General features: G+C 62.7%; 16 protein-coding genes and 2 pseudogenes. 13 read left to right on the top strand and 5 right to left on the bottom strand.

The window, feature by feature from the left end; all coding sequences use genetic code 11:
• Positions 1-9 precede the first annotated feature (9 nt).
• Positions 10-822: an OmpA family protein gene (locus GKZ67_RS08325; protein WP_173241897.1), complete on the bottom strand. Its 813-nt coding sequence runs from the start codon at positions 820-822 to the stop codon at positions 10-12.
• Between the two features lie 839 nt (positions 823-1,661).
• On the opposite strand from GKZ67_RS08325, the pseudogene GKZ67_RS25060 reads away from it, so the two are divergent.
• The 4 genes and pseudogenes from GKZ67_RS25060 to GKZ67_RS08300 all read left to right on the top strand — a co-directional run bounded on the left by GKZ67_RS25060 (position 1,662) and on the right by GKZ67_RS08300 (position 4,323).
• A pseudogene (locus GKZ67_RS25060) lies at positions 1,662-2,845 on the top strand (S8 family serine peptidase).
• Positions 2,846-2,934: 89 nt separating this feature from the next.
• Positions 2,935-3,630, top strand: coding sequence for a hypothetical protein (locus tag GKZ67_RS08310; protein ID WP_173241894.1), 696 nt, complete (start codon positions 2,935-2,937; stop codon positions 3,628-3,630).
• A 91-nt stretch (positions 3,631-3,721) separates the two neighbouring features.
• On the top strand, positions 3,722-3,997 hold the full coding sequence (locus GKZ67_RS08305; RefSeq protein WP_173241893.1) for a hypothetical protein: 276 nt from the start codon (positions 3,722-3,724) through the stop codon (positions 3,995-3,997).
• Positions 3,991-4,323, top strand: a complete 333-nt coding sequence (locus GKZ67_RS08300; RefSeq protein ID WP_173241892.1) for a hypothetical protein — start codon at positions 3,991-3,993, stop codon at positions 4,321-4,323. Before GKZ67_RS08305 ends, GKZ67_RS08300 begins: the two co-directional genes overlap by 7 nt.
• A gap of 75 nt (positions 4,324-4,398) precedes the next feature.
• Here GKZ67_RS08300 and GKZ67_RS08295 read toward each other — a convergent pair whose 3' ends face one another.
• Positions 4,399-5,745: a M23 family metallopeptidase gene (locus GKZ67_RS08295; RefSeq protein WP_173241891.1), complete on the bottom strand. Its 1,347-nt coding sequence runs from the start codon at positions 5,743-5,745 to the stop codon at positions 4,399-4,401.
• Between the two features lie 135 nt (positions 5,746-5,880).
• On the opposite strand from GKZ67_RS08295, the gene GKZ67_RS08290 reads away from it, so the two are divergent.
• Both GKZ67_RS08290 and GKZ67_RS08285 read left to right on the top strand, forming a co-directional pair.
• Positions 5,881-6,744, top strand: coding sequence for a hydroxymethylglutaryl-CoA lyase (locus GKZ67_RS08290; protein ID WP_173241890.1), 864 nt, complete (start codon positions 5,881-5,883; stop codon positions 6,742-6,744).
• 511 nt (positions 6,745-7,255) lie between these two features.
• Complete coding sequence (locus tag GKZ67_RS08285) at positions 7,256-7,999, top strand: (Fe-S)-binding protein (RefSeq protein WP_173241889.1); 744 nt, start codon at positions 7,256-7,258, stop codon at positions 7,997-7,999.
• A gap of 94 nt (positions 8,000-8,093) precedes the next feature.
• Here GKZ67_RS08285 and GKZ67_RS08280 read toward each other — a convergent pair whose 3' ends face one another.
• Positions 8,094-8,639, bottom strand: a complete 546-nt coding sequence (locus GKZ67_RS08280) for a 2OG-Fe(II) oxygenase (RefSeq protein ID WP_173241888.1) — start codon at positions 8,637-8,639, stop codon at positions 8,094-8,096.
• 13 nt (positions 8,640-8,652) lie between these two features.
• Positions 8,653-9,516: a 4-hydroxy-tetrahydrodipicolinate synthase gene (gene dapA, locus GKZ67_RS08275; RefSeq protein ID WP_173241887.1), complete on the bottom strand. Its 864-nt coding sequence runs from the start codon at positions 9,514-9,516 to the stop codon at positions 8,653-8,655.
• 98 nt (positions 9,517-9,614) lie between these two features.
• Between dapA and GKZ67_RS08270 the strand changes: the two genes are divergently transcribed.
• Positions 9,615-10,538 carry a polysaccharide deacetylase family protein gene (locus tag GKZ67_RS08270; RefSeq protein WP_254245149.1) on the top strand — a complete coding sequence of 308 codons (924 nt, stop codon included), beginning with the start codon at positions 9,615-9,617 and terminating at the stop codon, positions 10,536-10,538.
• A 153-nt stretch (positions 10,539-10,691) separates the two neighbouring features.
• Here GKZ67_RS08270 and GKZ67_RS08265 read toward each other — a convergent pair whose 3' ends face one another.
• Positions 10,692-11,870, bottom strand: coding sequence for a LacI family DNA-binding transcriptional regulator (locus GKZ67_RS08265; RefSeq protein ID WP_173241886.1), 1,179 nt, complete (start codon positions 11,868-11,870; stop codon positions 10,692-10,694).
• A 321-nt stretch (positions 11,871-12,191) separates the two neighbouring features.
• Between GKZ67_RS08265 and uxuA the strand changes: the two genes are divergently transcribed.
• From uxuA to GKZ67_RS08240, 6 genes and pseudogenes are all read left to right on the top strand, one after another.
• Positions 12,192-13,415: a mannonate dehydratase gene (gene uxuA / locus GKZ67_RS08260; RefSeq protein WP_173246590.1), complete on the top strand. Its 1,224-nt coding sequence runs from the start codon at positions 12,192-12,194 to the stop codon at positions 13,413-13,415.
• Positions 13,416-13,455: 40 nt separating this feature from the next.
• Complete coding sequence (locus GKZ67_RS08255) at positions 13,456-15,576, top strand: alpha-glucuronidase family glycosyl hydrolase (RefSeq protein WP_173241885.1); 2,121 nt, start codon at positions 13,456-13,458, stop codon at positions 15,574-15,576.
• Positions 15,577-15,608: 32 nt separating this feature from the next.
• Positions 15,609-16,445, top strand: coding sequence for an SDR family NAD(P)-dependent oxidoreductase (locus GKZ67_RS08250; protein ID WP_173241884.1), 837 nt, complete (start codon positions 15,609-15,611; stop codon positions 16,443-16,445).
• A 114-nt stretch (positions 16,446-16,559) separates the two neighbouring features.
• A pseudogene (locus GKZ67_RS08245) lies at positions 16,560-17,960 on the top strand (SusC/RagA family TonB-linked outer membrane protein); the annotation flags it as partial.
• A gap of 110 nt (positions 17,961-18,070) precedes the next feature.
• A complete protein-coding gene (locus tag GKZ67_RS23295) occupies positions 18,071-19,744 on the top strand; it encodes a SusC/RagA family TonB-linked outer membrane protein (protein WP_254245148.1) in 1,674 nt (557 codons plus the stop codon).
• Between the two features lie 97 nt (positions 19,745-19,841).
• Complete coding sequence (locus GKZ67_RS08240; RefSeq protein ID WP_173241882.1) at positions 19,842-21,602, top strand: RagB/SusD family nutrient uptake outer membrane protein; 1,761 nt, start codon at positions 19,842-19,844, stop codon at positions 21,600-21,602.
• Positions 21,603-21,771 lie beyond the last annotated feature (169 nt).

Genomic DNA, 21,771 nt, shown 5'->3' with positions numbered 1-21,771 from the left:
TAAGGCAGGCTACTGGGTATCCAGAATCGAGAACAGCTCGTCGAGCTTCGGCGTCAGGATGATATCGGTACGCCGGTTAATGGCTTTATTCTGGGGCGTATCGTTGGCCGCTACGGGCAGATACTGGCCCCGGCCCGACGGCGTTATCTGCGTGGGGTCGATGCCGGCGGCCGTGAGCAGGCGCGTGATTTCGGTGGCCCGCAGCACGCTGAGGTCCCAGTTGTCCTTGGCGCCGTTTACCACGCCTTTAATGGGGACATTGTCGGTATGGCCTTCGACCAGGATATTCACGTCCTTGTTGCCCGTGAGGGCATTGGCCAGCTTGATAAGAGCATCCTGGCCGGCCGGGTCCACGCGGGTCGAGCCCGATTTAAACAGCAGCTGCTCGGAAAGCGACACGTACACCTTGCCGTTCTTCACATTCACCTGCAAGTCGTTGGAGTTGAAGCCCAGCAGCGCGTCCGATACCTTTTTGCGTAGCGCATTGGTGGCGGCCTCCTTTTCGTCAAGTACCCGCTGCAGCTCCGCTACGCGGGCATTTTTGCCGGCCAGGTCCTGCTCCGTAATCCCGAGCGTTTGGTTAAGCTGGTTTACCTGGCTGCTTTTGTTCAGCAGGCTGCTGTTGAGACTGGCCTCGGTGCGGTCTTTAGCCTGTTGCAGCGCGCTTTTTTCCAGCTGAAGCTGGTCGCGCGACTTCGTCAGCTCAGCATTCTGCTGCTGAAGGGCAGCGATTTCTTTTTTGTTGCAGCCGGGTAGTGCCAGCAGGGCGACGACCAGCAGCACCGGAGCCACTGGCCCGGCCTGCTTCGTGAAAAAACGCATAAGGCAAAACACATAAGGCGGTAGAAACGCCCCGACGCTGGCCGGGGCACCCCGGCTAAACGAACCACTGAAAGCGCAGGTTGCCCGGCTCGGGTGGCCGGAGCCCGGCGGCGGGGTACTTTTGCGCAGTAGCCGGGCAGGGGCTTTTGTTATAATATGCGCATAGTTGCACTTCTGAGTATCAGTATTGGACTGCTGGCTGTGCTGGCGCAGGGCCGGGCACGGCCGGTAGCACCGGGTAGCCCGTCGGCCACCCGGTACTGGGTCCGTTTCAGCAACAAAGACGGCGTGCCGTTCGACCCGGCCCGCTACTTCAGTTCTGCCGCGCAGGCGCGGCGGCAGCGCCAGGGCCTGCCCGCCGCCGAGTTTACCGACCGCCCCGTGCGGCCCGACTACGTGGCCGCTGTGCGCGCCGGCGTCGATACGCTGACCGTGGTCAGCCGCTGGTTTAATGCCGTGGCGTGCCGCGCCACGCCTGCCCAGGCCGCGGCGCTGCGCCGGCTGCCCGGCGTGGCAGCAGTAGTAGCCTGGCCGGTAAGCAGGCAGTTGCGGCCGGCCCGGTACGAAAGGGTAAGAATTAAAAATTCACTATATAATAAAAAAATACTATATACTGCTCAGTCGGTCATTTCGCCCGCCGACTACCAGCTGGCCCGGCAGCAAACGGCGGCCCTGGGCCGGGCCGACCTCAAGCGGGCAGGCCTGCTGGGGCAGGGGGTGCGCATTGCGGTGCTTGATGTCGGGTTTCGCGGCGCAGAGAGGCACCCGGCGTTCCGGGCGCTTCGGCACGAGCGGCGCATTGCGGCCACCTATGATTTCCTGAAAAACCAGCCCGACGTATTTCGGGGCGGCTCGCACGGTACCGAGGTGCTGGGCTGCCTGGCGGGCCGCTTGCCCGCCCCGATAGCCTGCACCCCGGCCCGGCGCTGGGCCTGGCCCCGGCGGCTATCTACCTGCTGGCCCGCACCGAAAGCCTGGCCAGCGAGCGCTTTACCGAAGAAGAGGCCTGGCTCCGGGCCGTGGAATGGGCCGACCAGCAGGGTGCGGACATCATCAGCTCCTCCTTGGCTTATACCGAGCAGCGCTACTTTCCCGAGCAGATGGATGGCCGGCACTCGCTCATTGGGCGGGCCGCCACGCTGGCGGCCCACAAGGGAATACTGGTGGTGAGCGCCGCCGGCAACGACGGCGACGACGACTGGGTGCGCATTGGCACGCCCGCCGATGCCGACTCGGTACTGGCCGTGGGGGGCTCGACCCGGCCACGGGCCTGCACCTGGCCTTCAGCTCGGTGGGCCCCAGCGCCGACCGCCGCCTCAAGCCCGACGTGTCGGCGTTCGGGATTGTGCTCACGGCCAATGCGGCGGGTGGGTTTGAGCGCGTTGAGGGCACGTCGTTTTCGGCGCCGCTGGTGGCGGGGCTGGCAGCCTGCGCCCAGCAGGCCAGCGGCGGCAGGCTCACGGCCATGCAGCTGTTTCGGCAGGTGCGCGAGGCCGGCGAATTATTTCCGTATTATGACTATGCCCACGGCTACGGCCGGCCCGAAGCCAGCCGCCTGCTGGCCCGGCTCAAAGGACCGCTGCCGGCCGTAGCGCCCACCTTCGACTTCGTGGTGCACGACTCGCTGGTAGCGGTGGTGCTGCGGCCCGCCGCCACCGTGCCCGCCGCCCGCCCGCTGCCCCTGGTAGCCGAAGCCGACGAGCTGGCCCCCGGCACTACCGACTGGCTAAGCCCGCCCGCCCCGGCCCCGCCAGCCGTCTCGCCCACCCCCGCGGCTCCAAATGTGGCGCCGGTCGGCAAAGAGCAGCCCGCGCCGGCCGACACCGCGCCCGCGCTGGCCGCTTACCCAGCCTACCCACCGCACCTCTACTGGCACCTGGCTAATGCCCGGGGCGTGCTGCACCGCTACGAAGTACGCGCTACCACCCAGCGCCTGGTAGTGCAGGTGCCGCGCCGCCTCACGCGCGGCGGTAATGTGCTGCGGGTTTATTACCAGGGCTTTACTGGTGAATATCATGAATAAGCTATGTATAAAGCGCGGCAGCGTAGGCATACCAGCAAATTCAGTTAAACAGGCAGTTCGACGTCAATAGTCAGGTGGTATAGAATAACATGTTGAAAGATAAACTACTGGTACTAGTCTTGCTCGCGGCGGCTCCGGTGGCCCGCGCTCAGCAGGTGCTGCTGCAAACCGACGTAGCCAACGATACCATTCCGAGCCGAACGGGGCCCAACCGCCGTTATTTCGCGCATCTGTACGTGGGGAGTACCCTGGCAGCGGGTTCCAGCGCGCTCGGCCTGAAGTACGGCTTTGCCTCGTCCGAATTACAGCTGGGCGGCCGGCTTAAGCGGCGCCTGAGCTCCTTCCTGGCCTTCAATACTGACCTGCGCTACGCCTACCTGCGCTATGGCCTGGACCCCGGCGCGGCGCGGCCGCTGCCTTTCGGCTCGGGGTTCGACAGCCAGCTTTTCAGCTACCACCAGCTGCAAAGCGAGGGCAGCCTGCGCCTCAATCCCAGCCGCCGGCGCGGCAACACTGTGGGCCGCTACCTCGACCTGCTGGCCTACGGCGGCTGGGCCTTTGCCACCACCTATGCCACCGAAGGCCCCGCGCCCGGCGGTGGCCAGCTCGAAATAGTAGCCCACGAGCCGCCTTACCTGGCCCGCTGGCAGGGTGGGGTAGGCGCGCGCATAGGCAGCAACTCGCTGGCGCTGGTGGGCCGCTACCGCCTCAGCAATGCTCTCGCCGGCACCACCCTGCCCGAGCCGCCCCGCTGGCAGCTGGGCCTGGAGATAGGCTGGTTCTGAACCCTGCTTTGCACACCTTGCGTACACGGCAGCAGCCTGGGCGCTATCTTGGTGCCCACCGGCTTTTCTGCCGGGTTGCTTACACTGCTATATGACTACCTCTTTCTGCAAGCTCGGCGCTGTTGCCGCTATTCTGCTCGCCGTCACCTCCTGCGTTAATACCGAGCGCGAAACGGCTACGTCGTCTAAAGACCCGCACGCCGAGTTTACGCCGCCCACGGGCCGCGGCGAGCGCGTGGGCGGGGCCACAGTCCTCAATACGGTGCGGGCTACGCATCCTTTCTCCAACCCCAAAACGCCCGATACCTTCGTGCTGCAAATGAGGGGCCGCGCATTCTCAGCAGCCGCCTGCATTTGTTTGTGCTGAGCAGCGCGGGCGATACCCTGCGCCACGAAGTGCTGCCTGCCACTGCGCTCATCAGCGACCGTACCCTGCGCGACAACCAATCGGCTTCGGTGCGCGATAAGGAAATTAGTATTCTGCGCGGCATGAACGATTTCTTTGCCGCCAGCCACTTTGTGCAGCCGGCCGTGCCGGCTACCGCTACCCAGCCCGCCGAAGTAGATACCCAGGCCTGGACCAGCCTCCGCAGCGACCCTCGCGCCATCGGCTTCGATTATCCCAATGGCACCGGCGAAACCCGGCTGGTGTATTCAAAGCAATTCAATAAAACGCTGGTAATCAATCTATAAGTTAACAAAATCCCAGTAAAAGCGCGTCAGGCCTCCCAGCGGGAGGCCTGACGCGCTTGCGTTTAGCCGGTGGTCCTATAGGCGGGCCCAGCCCTGCTGGCCGGCTGCGTTGCGCAGCAGCGCATAGCCGTTGCTTTGGCCCAGCACGGCGGCGGCCGTGTGAGAAGGCCAGGCGGCCAGGGCTGGGGCACCGGCCAGGGGTGCCGTTTGTATTTCGTGGGCAATGGGCAGTGCCAGCCGCCGGAGCGGCTGCGCCGGGGCCACCGCACGGGCGGCCACGTAGCGACGCTGGCCGGTGGGCAGCTCTACGCGCAGGTAATCGGCGCGCTGGCCCAGCACCAGCAGGGGCAGCGTGGCGGGCAGCAGCCGGGTAGCTTGCGCGGGCCGCGGGCGCACCCACTCGCCCCGGCGGTCGGGGCCGACCCCCGCCGGGCCGGTATGGGCAACGGGCACGGGGTCGGCGCGGTGCAGAAAGGGCCAGGGGTCGATGGCGCCGCCCGCCCGGTAGATGCCAAAGTGCAGGTGCGGTGCAGTAGTACGGGCGTTGCCGGTGTTGCCCACCAGGCCCAGCGTGTCGCCGGCCCGCACGCGCTGGCCGGGCTGCACCAGCTGCCGGTCGAGGTGGGCGTAGTAGAGGTGCTGGCCGTGGGCCGCATCGGCCAGCCACACTACGCGGCCGCCCAGCGGGGTTTCGCCGGTGCGCGTGATGGTGCCATCGGTAGCGGCCACGGCCGGCGTGCCGCGCGGGGCAAAAATATCGACGCCCTCGTGGCGGCGGGCGCCGCCATCGCGCTCGCTGCCCCAGAAGCTGCCGATGGCCTGGTCGGTGCGCCCCCGTACCGGAAATAGCCCCAGACCCGGCCCGCGCCACAGGCGCAGCGTGTAGCGGCCGGCCGCCAGCAGCTCGGGCTGCACGCGCAGCAGGTGCTGGCCGTCATCGGCAGCCTGGTAGCTGAAGTCGAAGGTGCCGGCGACGGTAGTATCAGCGCTGGCCCATTTCAGCAGCTCGGGCGCGTGGCCCGGTGCCAGCGCAAAGGCATCCACAAAAAGGCGCGGGGCCAGCACCGGGCCGGCCGCCAGCGTCAGGCGCACGTGCACCAGCTCACCGGCCCGCACGGCGTAGCGGTAGCTGGCGGCCGTGGGCTGCTCGGGGCGGAAGTAGCCCGTTTCGAGCATGGGCAGCGGTACTACCAGCGAATCGCGCAGGGCCTGGGCGGCGGCCTGCTGCCACTGCCGGCCCAGGGCGGCTTCGTGCAGGCCGGCGCGGTCGAGGGCGCGGGCATAGTCGTCGTGCGGCGTGGTTTTCTGGAAAAGCGCGGCCAGGGTCTGGGGTTTGCTGCACGAGGCCAGCAGGGCCAGCATCAGCCCCAAAAAGCCCCCGAGCTGCCGCCGGCCCGGGGCTGGAAAGAACGAAAAAAGCATACCGGGCAAACGCCCGGCCGGCCGGGCAAGTTCGGTCGCGGTAGTGTGGACTCTGCGAGTCCGCGCGTGGTAGCACCCGGACGATACTACGCGCGGACTCGCAGAGTCCACGCTACGGGGCTTTACCTTCGCATCATGCCTACCCACCCCGTCGTTCTTACCGAGTGCCCGCGCGATGCCATGCAGGGGCTGCACGAGTTTATTCCTACTGCTACCAAAACGGCCTACCTGCAGCAGCTGCTGGCCGTGGGCTTCGATGTGCTCGACTTCGGCTCGTTCGTGTCGCCCAGGGCGATTCCGCAGCTGCGCGATACGGCCGAGGTGCTGGCCGGCCTCGACCTCAGCCGCACCAAAACCAGGCTGCTGGCCATCGTGGCCAACCGGCGCGGGGCCGAGCAGGCAGCCAGTCACCCCGAAATCAGCTACTTAGGCTTCCCGCTCTCCGTTAGTGAAACCTTTCAGCGCCGCAACACTAACCAAACTATCGCCGAGGCGCTGGCCGACGTGGCCGCCATGCACGAGCTCTGCGAGCGCACGGGTAAAACGCTGATTGTGTATCTCTCGATGGGCTTTGGCAACCCCTACGGCGACCCGTACAGCCCGGCCGTGGTGGCCGAGTTCACGCAGCAGCTGGCCGCGCTGGGCGTGCGCATCGTGGCCTTGTCCGATACCATCGGGGCGAGCACGCCGGACTTGATTACGCCCTTATTTGCCGAGCTGATTCCGGCTTTCCCGCAGATAGAATTCGGCGCCCACCTGCACACCACGCCCACTACCTGGCTCGAAAAAGTGCAGGCGGCCTACCAGGCCGGCTGTCGCCGCTTCGACGGCGCCCTGGGCGGTATCGGCGGTTGCCCGATGGCCGCCGATGTGCTCACGGGGAATATGGCGACCGAGAATCTGGTGGCGTTCTTGGCAGGGAAAGGGGAGGAGCTGAGGTTGGATAGTGAGGCGTTTGAGCAGGCCCGACAGCAGGCAATGCAATTGATGATTAGCTAGCTATGAATAAAAAGAATGCTGTTTGGCGTTGGATGCTTGCCATAGGTTTTGGACTTGTTTTGTGGAGTTTTTGTGCTGTTTCAATAATACGAGCCACAAAAAAATACCTGATTTAACCAAGCTTACAGCTCGACTCGACTCTATAACTATTGAACAAGGTAGGGAGGGGTCTAGACCGTATTATGTGGTATTTAATTTAGCTAACGCCACTAGCCGCCCAGGAATATTCTTGGGTACTAAAAAAGTAGACGCTGAACGATTTGCTGCTAAATTTAGAAATGGAACTGAATTGACTGTCTTTTATGATAATACTGGTCCCACCGTCGAGCGGCACGTGAACCCATTTACTTACCAAGGGCAAAAAGGTAATAAAATAATTTTTCTCACTTGAAGATGCCCATCATCGTGATTGGAATTTAGCCATTATGTTTGGATTAATAGCCTTTTCGTTTACATCAATTGCGTCAGTGGGATTTTATAAGGAATTAAATAACTCTCAGCAAGTAATTTGATGTCTACGCCCCAAGTCGATATCTTCATTCCCTGCTTTGTTGACCAGCTTTACCCGCACACCGCCCTCAACATGGTGAAAGTGCTGGAAAAAGCCGGCTGCCAGGTGCACTACAACCCGGCCCAAACCTGCTGTGGCCAGCCTGCCTATAACGCGGGCTATAAGGCAGAAAGCCGCAATATTGCCGAGAAGTTTCTCTCCGATTTCACTCCAAACACCGCCGAAATGCGCTATGTGGTCAGTCCCTCGGCCTCGTGCGTAGGCATGGTGCGCAATGCCTACTCGCACCTGTTTGCCGACACCGCCGACGTGGCCCGCTGCCAGGGGGTACAGCGGCGCACCTATGAGCTGACCGAGTTTCTGACGGAAATATTAAAAATACACGATATTCCAGGCGCGGCGCTAGCCGGCACCTACACCTACCACGACTCCTGCTCGGCGCTGCGCGAGTGCGGCATCCGGGAGGCCCCGCGCCGTCTGCTGGATGGCGTGGCCGGGCTGCGCCGCATCGAAATGGCCGAAACCACTACCTGCTGCGGCTTCGGCGGCACCTTCGCGGTGAAGTTCGAAGCTATTTCGGTGGCCATGGCCCAGCAGAAAGTAGAGCACGCCCTGGCCACCGGGGCCGACTACATCGTGAGCACCGACGTAAGCTGCCTTATGCACCTGGAGGCATACGTCCGACGTGAGAAGCTGGCTATTAAGACCATGCACATTGCCGATGTGCTGGCCAGCGGCTGGTGATTTTCATTTACCAGGTATCATTTAACATTTAACAGCTGTTCTATTTGCGTGCTTTTCGTAGGCAAGACAGCTGTGAGGTGTTAAGCTATATCCGCTACCCAAGCTTGTACATCACATCCGAGCGCAGCACGTACTTCACGCCTTGCGTTACTTCGCTGCCTTCGTGATACAGGCTGTGCAGGAAGAGGAGCGCCATGCCCTGCCGGGGCTGAATGCGTACTCCGCGAAAGGTGGTGTCGCCGCCCTGAAAATTATCGTTCAGGTACACCATAAAGGTGAAGTAGCTGGCCTCCTGCGCGTTTCGAATATAGCTCTCGTCGTAGTGGCCCTTAAATTTGTGCCCGCGCTGGTAACGATAGAAGCGGAACAACTCATTCAGGCCGCAGGCTGTGCTGTTGCCCAATTGCGCCGGCATAAAGGGCTGTATTTTCTCCCACAGCGTTTGGGCCAGCTCATCACTGTTGTAAAAAGCCCGGCTGTTGTTACGCACGTCGGTCTTAACCTTACTGCCGCTGGCCGTGTTCACCTTCGCCAACTCGTAGCCAATTTCCTCACTGCGCACGATGTACTGCAAGCACTCGGCGCGGGTGAGAAAATCTTCAACCGTAAAGATGGAGTCGGCTACTTGCGTGAGGCGCATAGGTAAATATAGCTTATAATAGCGCCTTAATCCGCTCCTTCAGCCCGGCGCTGGCTTCCATTAGGGGCAGGCGCACGGCGGCTTCGCACACGCCCTGCAGGGCCAGCGCGGCCTTTACGCCGACGGGGTTGCTTTCCTCATACATAAGCGGGTTGAGGGGTACGAAGTAATGCAGCAGCTCATTGGCGCGGGCATAGTTGCCGGCCAGCGCGGCGCGGGTCATGTCGCTGAACTTTTGGGGGAAGGCGTTGGCCAGTACCGAGATAATGCCCTGGCTGCCGCAGGCAATAAGCGGTACCGTGAGCATGTCGTCGCCACTCAGAAACAGAAAGTCGGCGGGCTTGCTGGCCAGAATGGCCAGGCACTGCTCCACGTTGCCGCTGGCTTCCTTAATGCCGATAATGTTGGGGTGCTGCGCCAGCTTCAGCGTCGTATCGGCCGAAATATTGGAGGCCGTGCGGCCGGGCACGTTGTAGAGCAGCAGGGGCAGGGGCGAGGCATCGGCCAGGCGCTGGTAGTGCGCCACCAGGCCGGCCTGGCTGGGCTTGTTATACGCCGGGCTGGCCGACAGAATAGCTACCACGCCGGTAAGGTCGGTTTCGTGCAGCTGCCGCTCCACGGCCGCCGTGTCGTTGCCGCCGATGCCGTACACCAGCGGCACGCGGCCGGCTACGTGCTGGCGGGCGCTGGCCAGCAGCTCAATCTTTTCGGAAGCCGTAACGGTGGGCGACTCGCCCGTGGTGCCGTTGATAACCAGGTAGTCTACGCCGCCCGTAATCGCAAAGTCGAGCAGGCGTTGCCAGGCTGCATAATCAACTGCGCCGGTAGCAGTAAAAGGCGTTACCAGGGCCACGCCGGTGCCATGTAGTTTGTTCATCCGCGGTGGGAGTTGTTGCTTTGTGCAAAAGTACGACTCCCGCCCGCCGTGGCTTGCTGCCCGGCATTTTTTTAGTTTCCTTGAAAATCCTGTTTCCTGTGGCTGCCACCCTGGCCGCTACCCTGAGCTTAGCCGCCTGCGACTCCAAAACCGCCACTACCGGCGAGGCCAAAACCCCCTCTACTGCCGAAGCCGCCGGCAAAACCGACTCGGCCAAAATCGACGAGGCCGCCCCCACATCGGGCGCTGCCGCCGTAGCCGCCGAGGAAGCCAACGCCAAGCCGGGGCCCGACCCCAGCACCATTCCGGCCGCCAAGGCCAGCGACGCGGCGGCCATCTACGCCCGCCCGCAGATTCCGGTGCTGTGCTACCACCAGATTCGCGACTGGACGCCGCGCGACTCGAAAGGAGCGAAAGACTACATCATTCCCATCGCGCAGTTCAAGGCCCAGATTAAGATGCTGGCCGACTCGGGCTACCATACTATTCAGCCCGACCAGCTTTACGCCTACCTCACCACCGGGGCCAAGCTGCCGAGCAAGCCGGTGATGCTGACCTTCGACGATACCGACCTCGACCAGTTTACCATTGCCCGGCCTACCCTGGCGCAGTACGGCTACAAGGGCGTGTATTTCGTGATGACGGTGAGCCTCGGCCGCCCACACTACATGAGCAAGGCCCAGGTGAAGCAGCTTTCGGATGAGGGCAACCAAATCGGCTCGCACACCTGGGACCACCACAACGTGAAAAAGTACCAGGGCCAGGACTGGGTAACCCAAATCGACAAGCCCACCAAGACGCTCGAAGACATTACAGGCAAGAAAATCAAGTACTTCGCCTATCCCTTCGGCCTCTGGAATACCCAGGCCTTCCCCGAGCTGAAAAAGCGCGGCTTCGTGGCTGCTTTCTCGCTGGCCGAGAAGCGCGACCAGCAGGACCCGCTGTTCACCATTCGGCGCATCATTGCCAGCGGGTATTGGTCGCCCCGCACGCTGCATAATAATATGGTGCAGAGCTTTTAAGAATTAGCCTTAAAAGCTGAATTCAAACAGAACGTCATGCTCATCTGGCGTCCGCTTGTCGAAGCATCTCTGCCACGCCAGTAGGTTAGGAATGCTAACGGTGTGGTAGAGATGCTTCACTGCGTTCAGCATGACGTTCTGTTTGGTACTAATTCACACCAGCACTTTCAATTTCTCGCCCTTCCCCTTCAGCGATGACTGCCGGATAATCAGCTCGCTCGATACCACGCAGGTACGTGGTTGGAAATCTTCTTTCTGCGCCATTTGCTCCAGGAAGAGGCTGGCCGCCTGCTGACCGATGCGGAAGGGGTGCAAATTGACCGTAGTCAGGCCGGGCTCAATGAGGCTGGCCAGAAACTCGTCGCCGAAGCCCACGATGGCCATATCCTCGGGCACCCGGATGCCGCGCTGCTTGAGGGCCAGCAGCAAATCGAAGGCGTTGGTATAGTTGATGGCGAAGATGGCGTCGGGCGGCTTGGGCAGCGCCAGCCAGGTATCGAGGGCCGCTACGGCCGAAGCGGGTCGAAAATCGATGTGCGCGCAAAGCTCCTCAGCGGTGGGCAGGCCGTGCTTGCGGAGTGCGCTCAGGTAGCCCGCCTGCCGCTGCCGGCTGATGAGCAGGGAAGCCGGCCCGGCCAGGATGGCGATGCGGCGGCAGCCCTGCTCAATCAGGTGCTCGGTAATGGTAAAGGCTCCGAGGCGGTCGTCGAGAATGACTTTGGCGCTGTTCACCTCGTTGCACACCCGGTCGAAATGCACCACCGGAATACCGCGCCGGGCCGGGTCTTTTACGTGGTCGAAGTTCTCGGTTTCGCGCGAGTGACAAATCAGCAGGCCATCGACCCGGCTGGCTATCAGGGCCTGCACGTTGCTGACCTCCGCCTCGTACGACTCCTTCGACTGGCAAATCATGACCCGGTAGCCGGCCTTGGTTGCCACCTGCTGAATACCGCTCACGGCGGTGGCAAAAAACGGCCGCTCCAGGTCGGGAATCAGCACTCCGATGGTATTGGTAGCCTGGCTTTTCAGGCTCTGGGCCAGGAGGTTGGGCTGGTAATCGAGCTGCTGCGCCGCCTCCAGAATGGCCTGGCGCGTGAGCGGGCTGATATCGGAGTGGCCGTTGAGCGCCCGAGACACCGTGGAGGGTGCCACGCCCACCTGCCGGGCCACGTCGGCAATAGTGGCCTGGTGGCGCTTGCGGTTAGGGCTGCCCGGCGGCTTTTCGGCCGTGAAATGGTACTCGCAGGCCTTACAGAAAAAGCGCTGCCGGCCCCGCACAAAGCCCGCTTTCATCACGTCGTCGGCAAGGCTGCACTTAACACATTTAACCATGAGGCAATGGTGGGAGAGAAGGTGGATAATGCGAAGGTGGGCCTGAAGCTACGAACCAGCCAGCCGAAAGTGGTGAGGTAAAAAAATATTTTGCAAATATCACCTATCGGTAACGTTTCCGGAAACGTTACCGATAGTTTTTGTGAATATTTTCGCTGATATTGAGGTTTTTAGACTTTAGCAAATGGTAACGCTGCCTTTACATTTGGCTCAGTTTCCACTGGGGCTTACAGGTTGCGACGATATCGGAGATAGGTATTCCGATTTGTTGTGGTGAGCTTGAATTTGTACTTTTCCTATAGAACTGTCGTGCTGCACACTATGCGCTGGTTCGGGCCGAACGACCCGGTTTCGCTTTTCGATATCCGCCAGGCGGGCTGCGCCGGGGTCGTGACGGCCCTGCACCAGCTGCCGGTTGGGGCCGTGTGGCCGGTGGCCGAAATCCGGGCCCGGCAGCAGCTTATTGAGGCGGCCAACGCTACGCACTCGCCCCTGCATTGGGCCGTAGTAGAGAGCCTGCCAGTGCATGAGGACATAAAGAAGGGCCGACCCAGCCGCGAACAGTATATAGCAAACTATCAACAGTCGCTGCGTAATCTGGCCGCCTGCGGCCTCCGCACGGTGTGCTACAATTTCATGCCGGTGCTCGACTGGTCGCGCACTGATTTGAGCTACGAAATGCCCGATGGCTCGCGGGCGCTGCGCTTCGTCTGGCAGGACTTTGCCGTGTTTGACTTGTGCATTTTGAAGCGCCCCGGCGCCGAGGCCGACTACGAGCCCGCCGTGGCCGAGGCCGCCCGCCGGCAGTTTGCCGCCATGAGCGCCGAGGCCGTGGCCCAGCTCACCAACACGACCCTGCTGGGCTTGCCGGGCTCAGAGGAGGCCTTTGAGCTACAAGCCTTCCAAAGCTTGTTGAATGAGTATCAGGCAATTGATTCAGCAGCCCTTACGGCCAACCTGCACTATTTCATTCGGCAGGTAGCGCCGGTGGCCGAAGAAGTGGGCATCAGCCTCTGCATTCATCCCGACGACCCGCCTTTTCCGCTGCTGGGCCTGCCCCGCGTAGTAAGCACCGAGGCCGACCTGGCCAACCTGCTGGCAGCCTGCGAGGTGCGCGCCAACGGGCTGACGTTCTGCACCGGCTCGCTGGGCGTGCGGCCCGACAACGACCTGGCCGGCATGGCCGGGCGCTTCGGCCCGCGCATTCACTTTGTGCACCTGCGTAGCACCAGGCGTGAGGCCAACCCGCGCAACTTTCACGAGGCCGACCACCTGGCCGGCGACGTGGATATGTACGCCGTGGTGCAGGCGCTGGTGCGCGAAGAGCGGCGCCGCGAGGCGGCCGGCGAAGAAAAAACTGCCCTGCCCATGCGGCCCGACCACGGCCACCAGCTGCTCGACGACCTCCCTAAGAAAACCTATCCCGGCTACTCGGCCATCGGCCGCCTGCGCGGCCTGGCCGAGCTGCGCGGCCTCGAATATGGCCTGCGCCGCACGCTGATAGCTGCTGAAGCTGCTGCCCCGGCCGCTGCTGCGGCTCGCTAAGAACTCCCTGCTTTTCCTCCTCTTTTCCCACCCACCCGCCATGTTGCTCCGCAGCGTGTTCCTGCTTTTGCTGCTCGTTTCGGCCGTGGCTCCCAGCCGGGCCGACGATGGCTACCGGCTGTGGCTGAAGTACGACCGGATTGCGGATGCGCTCACGCGCCAGCAGTATCAGCGGGCCGCGCAGTTTATTGCCAGCCCCGGTACTTCGCCGGTGCTGCGGGCCGCCAGCACCGAATTGCAGCGCGGGCTGCGCGGCTTGCTGGGCCAGGCTGTGCCAATACTGGCGGCGCCGGGCACCCGCACGGGCGGCCTTGTGCTGCGCGTCGACAAAGCGGCCCGCGCCGACGGCCAGCCCTTGAAGCCCGAAGGCTACCGTATTTTTTCGGAGAAAAATAACCTGGTTATTACGGGGCGTACCGACGCGGCCGTGCTATATGGGGCTTTTGCGCTATTGCGGCAGGTGCAGACGCGCCAGCCACTGGCCGGACTCACTATCGCCAGCAATCCGCGCATTGGTTTTCGGCTGCTCAACCACTGGGATAACCCCAACGGTACCGTGGAGCGCGGCTACGCCGGCTCGTCTATCTGGAAGTGGTACGAACTGCCCGAGCGGCTCGACCCGCGCTATACCGACTATGCCCGCGCCAATGCGTCGATTGGTATTAATGGGGTAGTGCTCAACAATGTGAATGCCAGTGCCCGCTACCTATCGGCCGAGTACCTGGCCAAGGTGGCGGCCCTGGCCGGGGTGATGCGGCCTTATGGCATCCGGGTGTACCTGTCGGTGCTATGGGCCGCGCCCAAAGTTATCGGTGGGCTGCCCACGGCCGACCCGCTCGACCCCGCTGTGAAGCAGTGGTGGGCCGCCAAGAGCGATGAGATTTACCAGGCCATCCCTGACTTTGGCGGCTTCCTGGTAAAAGCCAACTCGGAAGGCGAGCCTGGTCCGCAGGACTACCACCGCACCCACGCCGACGGGGCCAACATGCTGGCCCAGGCCCTGGGCCGCCACGACGGCGTGGTGATGTGGCGCGCCTTCGTGTACAAGGCCAACAGCAACGGTGACCGGTTTAAGGAAGCCTACGAGGAGTTTCAGCCCCTCGACGGCAAGTTTGACCCCAAGGTGCTGGTGCAGGTAAAAAACGGGCCGATTGACTTCCAGGCCCGCGAGCCGTTTCATCCGCTGTTTGGGGCCATGCCGCGCACCCCGCTGCTGCTCGAAGTGCAGCTGACTCAGGAATATTTAGGCTTTGCCACCCATCTGGTATACCTGGCCCCGCTCATCAAAGAATGCCTCGAAGCCGATACCTACGCCCGGGGCAAAGGCTCGACGGTGGCCAGGGTAGTAGATGGCAGCCTGGACCAGCACGCGCTCAGCGGTATTGCGGGCGTGGCCAACATCGGGGCCGACTGCAACTGGACCGGCCACCCGGTGGGGCAGGCCAACTGGTACGCCTTCGGCCGCCTGGCCTGGGACCACACGCTCAGCGCGCAGGCCATTGCCCAGGAGTGGACCAAGATGACCCTTACCACCGAGCCGGCCGCCGTGCGCACCATTACCCGCGTGCTGGGGCAGTCGCGCAGCATCTACGTGCGCTACACCACGCCGCTGGGCCTGCATCACATTATGGGGGAGAGCATTCACTACGGCCCGCAGCCGTGGCTGGCCCAGGCCGGCCGCCCCGACTGGACGGCCGTGTACTACCACAAGGCCGATTCCAGCGGGCTGGGCTTCAACCGCACGGCCACCGGCAGCAACGCCCTGGCGCTCTACAAGCCCGAGGTGCAGCAGGAGTGGGGCAACCCCCGCACCTGCCTGCTCAACTACCTGCTCTGGTTTCACCATGTGCCGTGGACTCAGCCGCTCAGCACCGGCCGCACGCTGTGGAACGAGCTGTGCACCCGCTACTACACCGGGGCCGATTCCGTGCGGTGGATGCAGCAGCAGTGGGCCGCCGCCCGGCCGGCCCTCGACCCGGCGCTGTACGCCGACGTGGCGGCCCGCCTCCAAATCCAGCGCAGGGAGGCCCTGTGGTGGCGCGATGCGTGCGTGCTCTACTTCCAGACCCTGGCCCGGCAGCCGATTCCGGCCCCGTTGGCCCCGCCCACCCGCTCACTGGCCGACATCAAGCAGCTCGTCCAACTCTACCAGCTCAAGTAATTCCGGCTATTCAGCTCGTCTTTATCCTGCTCATGAATACTTCGATACTATCCGCGACCAGCCAGCCGGCTTCGGCCGCCAGCCCGGTCCCAACTACCACGCCCGCGCCCCAACCCAACGTGTTTTCGCTGGCCGGCCGGGTGGCCCTCATCACGGGTGGCGGCAGCGGCATCGGCCTCGAAATAGCCCGCTGCATGGTGCAGGCCGGGGCCACCGTCATCATTACCGGCCGCCGCGAGGCGGTGCTGCGGGAATCGGCCGCTGAGCTGGGAGATAAGGCTAAATATATAGTAAACGATATATGTAGCCTGGGCTCGCTCGACGACCTCGTGGCGCAGGTAGAGGCCGAGTACGGTCCGCTCAATATTTTGGTCAACAACGCGGGCATTAACATGAAAAAGCCGGCGCTGGAGGTCACCGATGAGGAGTTCAACCGCATTATCCAGACCAACCTCAACGCCGTGTTCTCGCTCACGCGGGCGGCGGCCCGGCGCATGGTAGCCCGGCGCAGCGGCACCATCCTCATGATTTCGTCGATGGCTGCCTACTACGGCATCGACCGCGTGGTGGCCTACGCGGCGTCCAAGTCGGCGGTGGAGGGCATGGTAAAAGTGCTGGCCTCCGAGTTTTCGTGCCACAACGTGCGCGTGAACGCCATTGCGCCCGGCTTTATCGAAACCGAGATGAGCCGCGCCGCCATGAACTCGGACCCCGAACGCCGCGACCGGGCCATGCGTCGCACGCCGATGGGCGAGTTTGGCCGACCCGCCGATATCGGCCACGCCGCGGTGTTTCTGGCCTCTGAGGGCGCGCGCTACATCACCGGCGTGTCGCTGCCCGTGGACGGCGGCAATTCGATAGGATTCTAGCTGCTAGTGCTTGCTAAGCAAAGCATTGAGGCAGAAAGCGCCGGGCCGCTGACAACGAGCAAGCGCCGGCCGCCAGCTACAAAATAAACTTTTCACTTTTCATTTTTCCCGCCCATGAACACACGCATACGCACTTCCCGCCTACCGCAGGGCTGGAAATGGTCGCGCCTGGTGCCCATGCTGCTGCTAAGCGGCAGCCTCGCTCCGCTGGCGCCACAGGTAGCCTACGCCCAGGTAGCTGGTGCCCACACCGTTACCGGCAAAATTACTTCCGACAACGGCGAAGGCCTGCCCGGTGTGACGGTAGTGGTAAAGGGCACTACCACCGGGGCTACCACCGACGTGAACGGCAACTACAACGTGACCGTGCCCGACGATAACAGCATTCTGGTATTCAGCTCGGTGGGCTTCACCAAGCTGGAAATTGCCGTGGGCAAGCGCACCAGTCTGAGCCAGCAGCTGGTACCCGAAACCCAGGCCCTGAATGAAGTGCAGATTGTGGGCTACGGCACCCAGAAGAAAAGCCAGGTTACGGGCGCCATCTCGACGGTGAGCGACGAGCAGCTGCGCGACGTGCCGGTGGCCAACGTGGGCCAGGCCCTGCAGGGCCGCGCCGCCGGTATCACCGTTTCCAGCTCCAGCACCACGCCGGGGCAGGCGCCGGTTATCCGCATCCGGGGCAACCGCTCCATCTCGGGCTCCAACGACCCGCTGCTGGTAGTTGACGGGGTTCCCTACGATGGCAGCCTCAACGACCTGAACCCCGACGACATTACCTCGCTCGAAGTGCTCAAGGATGCCAGCGCGACCGCCATCTATGGCTCGCGCGGGGCTAACGGCATTATCCTCATCACGACCCGGCACGGCAAAAGCGGCGCGCCCCGCGCCACCTACAGCGGCTACGCGGGTCTGAAAAAGCTCTATGGCCGCTACGACCTGCAAAACGGTCAGCAGTACTACAACTACAAGCTCGAAGCCTACAAGGCCCAGAACCCGAACTTCGACCCGTCGAACCCCAGCTTCCTGACGACCGACGAGCGGGCCAACTACGCGGCCGGCAAATCGACCGACTACCAGAGCCTGCTTTTCCAGAACGGCCACATCCAGAACCACGTGCTGGGCGTGAGCGGCGGCACCGACCAGACGCAGTATTCGGCTTCGCTGGGCTACTACGACGAGTCGGGCATTGTGCCGGTACAGCGCTTTCAGCGCTACTCGCTGCGCGCTACCCTCGACCAGCAGATTGGCAAGCGCATCAAGGTGGGCGTGAACTCGCTTAATACCTACACCGTGGCCGACGACCCGGACATCAACATCCTCTACCAGATTCTGACGACCAGTCCGCTGGCGTCGGCCTACGACGCCAACGGCCTGCCCGTGCTGTTTCCGAACACGGATACGGCGGGCTCCAACCCGCTGACGCTTTATACCCAGGACGCGCACAAAGACCAGAACCGCCGCCTGCGTACCTTCAACAGCCTCTACGGCCAGGTTAATATCCTGAAAGGGCTGGACTACCGCCTGAACCTGGGGCTGGATGCACGCTCGGAAAACAATGGCCAGTTCTACGCCTCCAATACCCCCAGAATGGCGGCGGACCCAGCACCGCTCAGCGCTCTACCAACATGGCCTTCAACCTGCTGGCCGAAAACCTGCTGCTCTATAACAACACCTTTGGCAAGCATACGATTGGCTTTACCGGCCTCTACAGCGCCCAGCAGTACAACTACGACGGCTTCTATGCCTCGGTGCGCAACCTGCCCACCAACTACCAGCTCGACAACAACATGGGCGCCGGCACGCCTGTTTCGACCACCAGCACCGCGCAGCAGTGGGACATTCTCTCCTACATGGCCCGCGTAAACTACGCCTACGACAACCGCTACTCGGCTACCGTGACGGTGCGCGCCGACGGCTCGTCGCGCCTGGCACCGGGCAACAAGTACAAGGCCTTCCCCTCGGGAGCCCTCGCCTGGAATATTGCCAACGAAAGCTTTATGCAGGGCAAAGACTGGCTCAGCACCCTGAAGCTGCGCGCCAGCCTGGGTCGCGTGGGCAGCACCGCCGTAAACCCCTACCAGACGCTGGGCCTGCTGTCGGCCGGCATTGGGTCGGGCTACTACAACTACGGCTCGACCGGTGCCATCGGGGTGGTGCCCACCGGTATTCCGAACCCGAACCTGGGCTGGGAATACACCACCACTACCAACTTCGGCCTCGACTTCGGCTTCCTGCAAAACCGCATCACGGGTAGCGTAGAAGTGTATCAGCAGCGCACCAGCGACCTGCTGCTGCCCGATGCCCTGCCCGCTGCCAGCGGCTACACTTCTTTCATCCGCAATGCCGGCCAGACCCAGAACCGGGGCCTCGAAATCTCGCTGACGACGGTGAATATTCGGCCCAAAAACCCGGATGGCTTTGAGTGGAACACCGACTGGAACTTCACCGTGAACCGGGAAAAGATTTTGTCGCTGGGCCTGGGCACCGATGCCAACGGCAATGAGCTGAGCGACGTGGGCAACCAGCGCTTCATCGGCCAGCCGCTCTACGTTATCTACGACTACAAGAACATCGGCGTGTGGCAAACCTCCGAGGCCGACCAGGCCAAGAAGTACAACTCGAAGCCCGGCCAGATTAAAATTCAGGACACCAACGGCGACGGCGTTATCAACGCCAGCGACCGCGTGGTTATCGGCTCGCGCCAGCCCAAGTTTGAGGCCGGCCTCACCAACCGCTTCCGCTTCAAGGGCTTCGACCTCACGGCCGTGGCGCTCACCCGCGTAGGAGCCACCGTGGTTGACCCGACCCTGTTCGGACCCGCTTACTTCACTACCAATACCGGCCGCCGCAACCAGGTAAACCTCGACTACTGGACGCCCACCAACCCCAGCAATACCTATCCCGAGCCCGACCAGTCGGCCCGCGCCAACGAATGGCCTACCTACGGCCAGACCCTGGCTTACCGCGACGGTACGTTTGTCAAAGTACGGAGCATCGACCTGGGCTATACCATCCCGGCGGCCTGGGCCAAGTCGGCCTTCATGAGCAGCGCCCGCATCTACGTGCAGATTCAGAACCCGCTCATCTGGGCCCGGGACCCTTTCTTTAAGGACAACAAGGCCATCGACCCCGACGCGCTCTCGTACTCCAGCCGCTTCAACGCCGCAAACGTGGGTACGGCGGGCGGTATCGAGTTTACGGGCGGCAACCCTAACAGCAGTTCGGCCGGCCTGGCCGGCGTTGGGGCCAACTACCCCGTGACGCGCGCCTTTATTGTCGGCGTCAACCTGGGCTTCTAATCTGCCGGAGCCTGGTAGGCGGCCTGGCGCGCCGCTTACCAGGGGCCTGCCCCTTTTCTCACCCACTCGTTTTTCCGGCGCCCAGCGCCATCTATATATGAAAAATATAGTATTAGTAAGCATTGGAGCGTCCTTGCTGCTGGCCTCCGGCGGCTGCAAAAAGGACATTCTGGACGAAAACCCGACCTCCATCCTGACGCCGTCCTTCCTGAGCACCTCGCAGGGGGTAGAGGCCGGCGTGACGGGCGTATACTCGGCCCTGCGCCAGGTTTATGGCAACGATGCCTCGACCTTTACCACCGAGGCGGGCACCGACCAGTGGACCAACGGCATCACGGCCAGCAGTGGCCTGAGCGACTACGACCCCTCGGCCCTGACCCCGGTCAACGACGGCTCGCACTCCTTTATCTGGAGCACGTGCTACTCGGCCATCAACACCGCCAACGGCGTGCTGCAGTACTCGGCCACGGTGCAGGGCCTGACGCCGGTCCGCATTACGCAGCTGGTGGCCGAAACCAAGCTGCTGCGGGCGCAGTACTACTTCGTGCTGGTGCAGGACTTCGGCGACGTGCCCCTGATGCTGAGCTTCGTGGACTCGCCCACCAAGGACATCACGCGGGCCCCGATGGCTGATGTGTACACCCAGATTATCAAGGACCTGACCGATGCCCTGGGCACCATTGCCGACAAGCCCGCCCAGCCCGGCCGCGTAACGCGCGCCACGGCCCTGCACCTGCTGGCCAAAGTGTACCTGACCCGCGCTACCTCCTCGGCCAAGCAAAGCGACGACTATACCAATGCCGCCAAGTATGCCAAGGAGCTGATTGACAACCAGGGCCGCTATGGCCTGGGCCTGGAAACGGACCCCGCCACCGTGTTTGCCGAAGGCAACGAGAACGGCAAGGAAGTTATCATGAACGTGCAGTTCAGCGGCGACGCAACGTTTAACCGCATCGACGGCTTCACGTTTGGCGGCGAAAATGTACTGGGCTATCAGTACCGCAGCCGCTACGACAAGCTGCCCAACATGGTGCGCGACGTCAACAACGGCCGGCCGTTTGCCCGGCACTGCGTCACGCACTATCTGGAAGACTCCTACATCCTGCGCGATGCCGCTGGCAACGCCCTGGAATCGGGCGCGCAGCTGCGCACCACCGACGCGCGCTACAACAAGTGGTTTACGACGACGTACCTGGTAAACTCGCCCGGCGGCAACGCCGGCAGCACCAAGGCAGTAGTCGGCGACACCGCCGCCTGGTACCCCGGCCGGGAATTGCCGGCCGCCAAGCTGGCCCAGATTGCTGCCCGCCAGCCGGTGCCGTACGTGGTAATAACTCCCAGCCAGTACACCACCGAGTACTTCCCGACCCTGAACAAGTTTGATTCGCGCAACCGCACCTCCGTCAACGGCTTTTCGACCCGGCCCAACATCATCTACCGCCTGGCCGAAACGTACCTGATAGCGGCCGAGGCGTATTACTACCTTGGGAATGCGGCCCAGGCCGCCACGTACCTCAACGTGGTGCGGGAGCGCGCCGCTGCCAGCGGCAAAAAGGCGGCGATGGACATCACCGCCGCTCAGGTAACCCTCGACTTTATCCTCAACGAGCGCACCCGCGAGCTGTGTGGGGAGTTCACGCGCTGGTACGACCTCAAGCGCACCGGCCAGCTGCTGGTGCGGGAGCGCAATACCAGCTATTCGCCCCCGCTGACGGCCGTTACCACCGGCTTTACCAAAGGCGGCGTGTATGGCTCCAACGCCGCTATCAACATTAAAGACTTCCACGTGCTGCGGCCTATTCCGCAAACTGAGGTTGACCGTACCAGCGGTAAAATCACCCAGAATCCGGGTTACTAACGCGATTAAGCGGCGGCCGGACTACCGCGGTCCGGCCGCCCTTTTCGCTGGCCCGCCCAGCTTTATCGACTACTTAGCCGGCTGAATATTTTGACAAGCAAGTTCTTTCTGGTTTGCCTGCTGTGGTTGGGCGCGCTGAGGGCGCAGGCCCAAAGCGGCCTGCCCCGGC

The sequence above is a fragment of the Hymenobacter sp. BRD67 genome, assembly GCF_013256425.1.
GTDB lineage: Bacteria > Bacteroidota > Bacteroidia > Cytophagales > Hymenobacteraceae > Hymenobacter.
The sequence above is the reverse complement of the archived record's forward strand: the minus strand, read 5'-3'. Positions and strand labels throughout refer to the sequence as shown.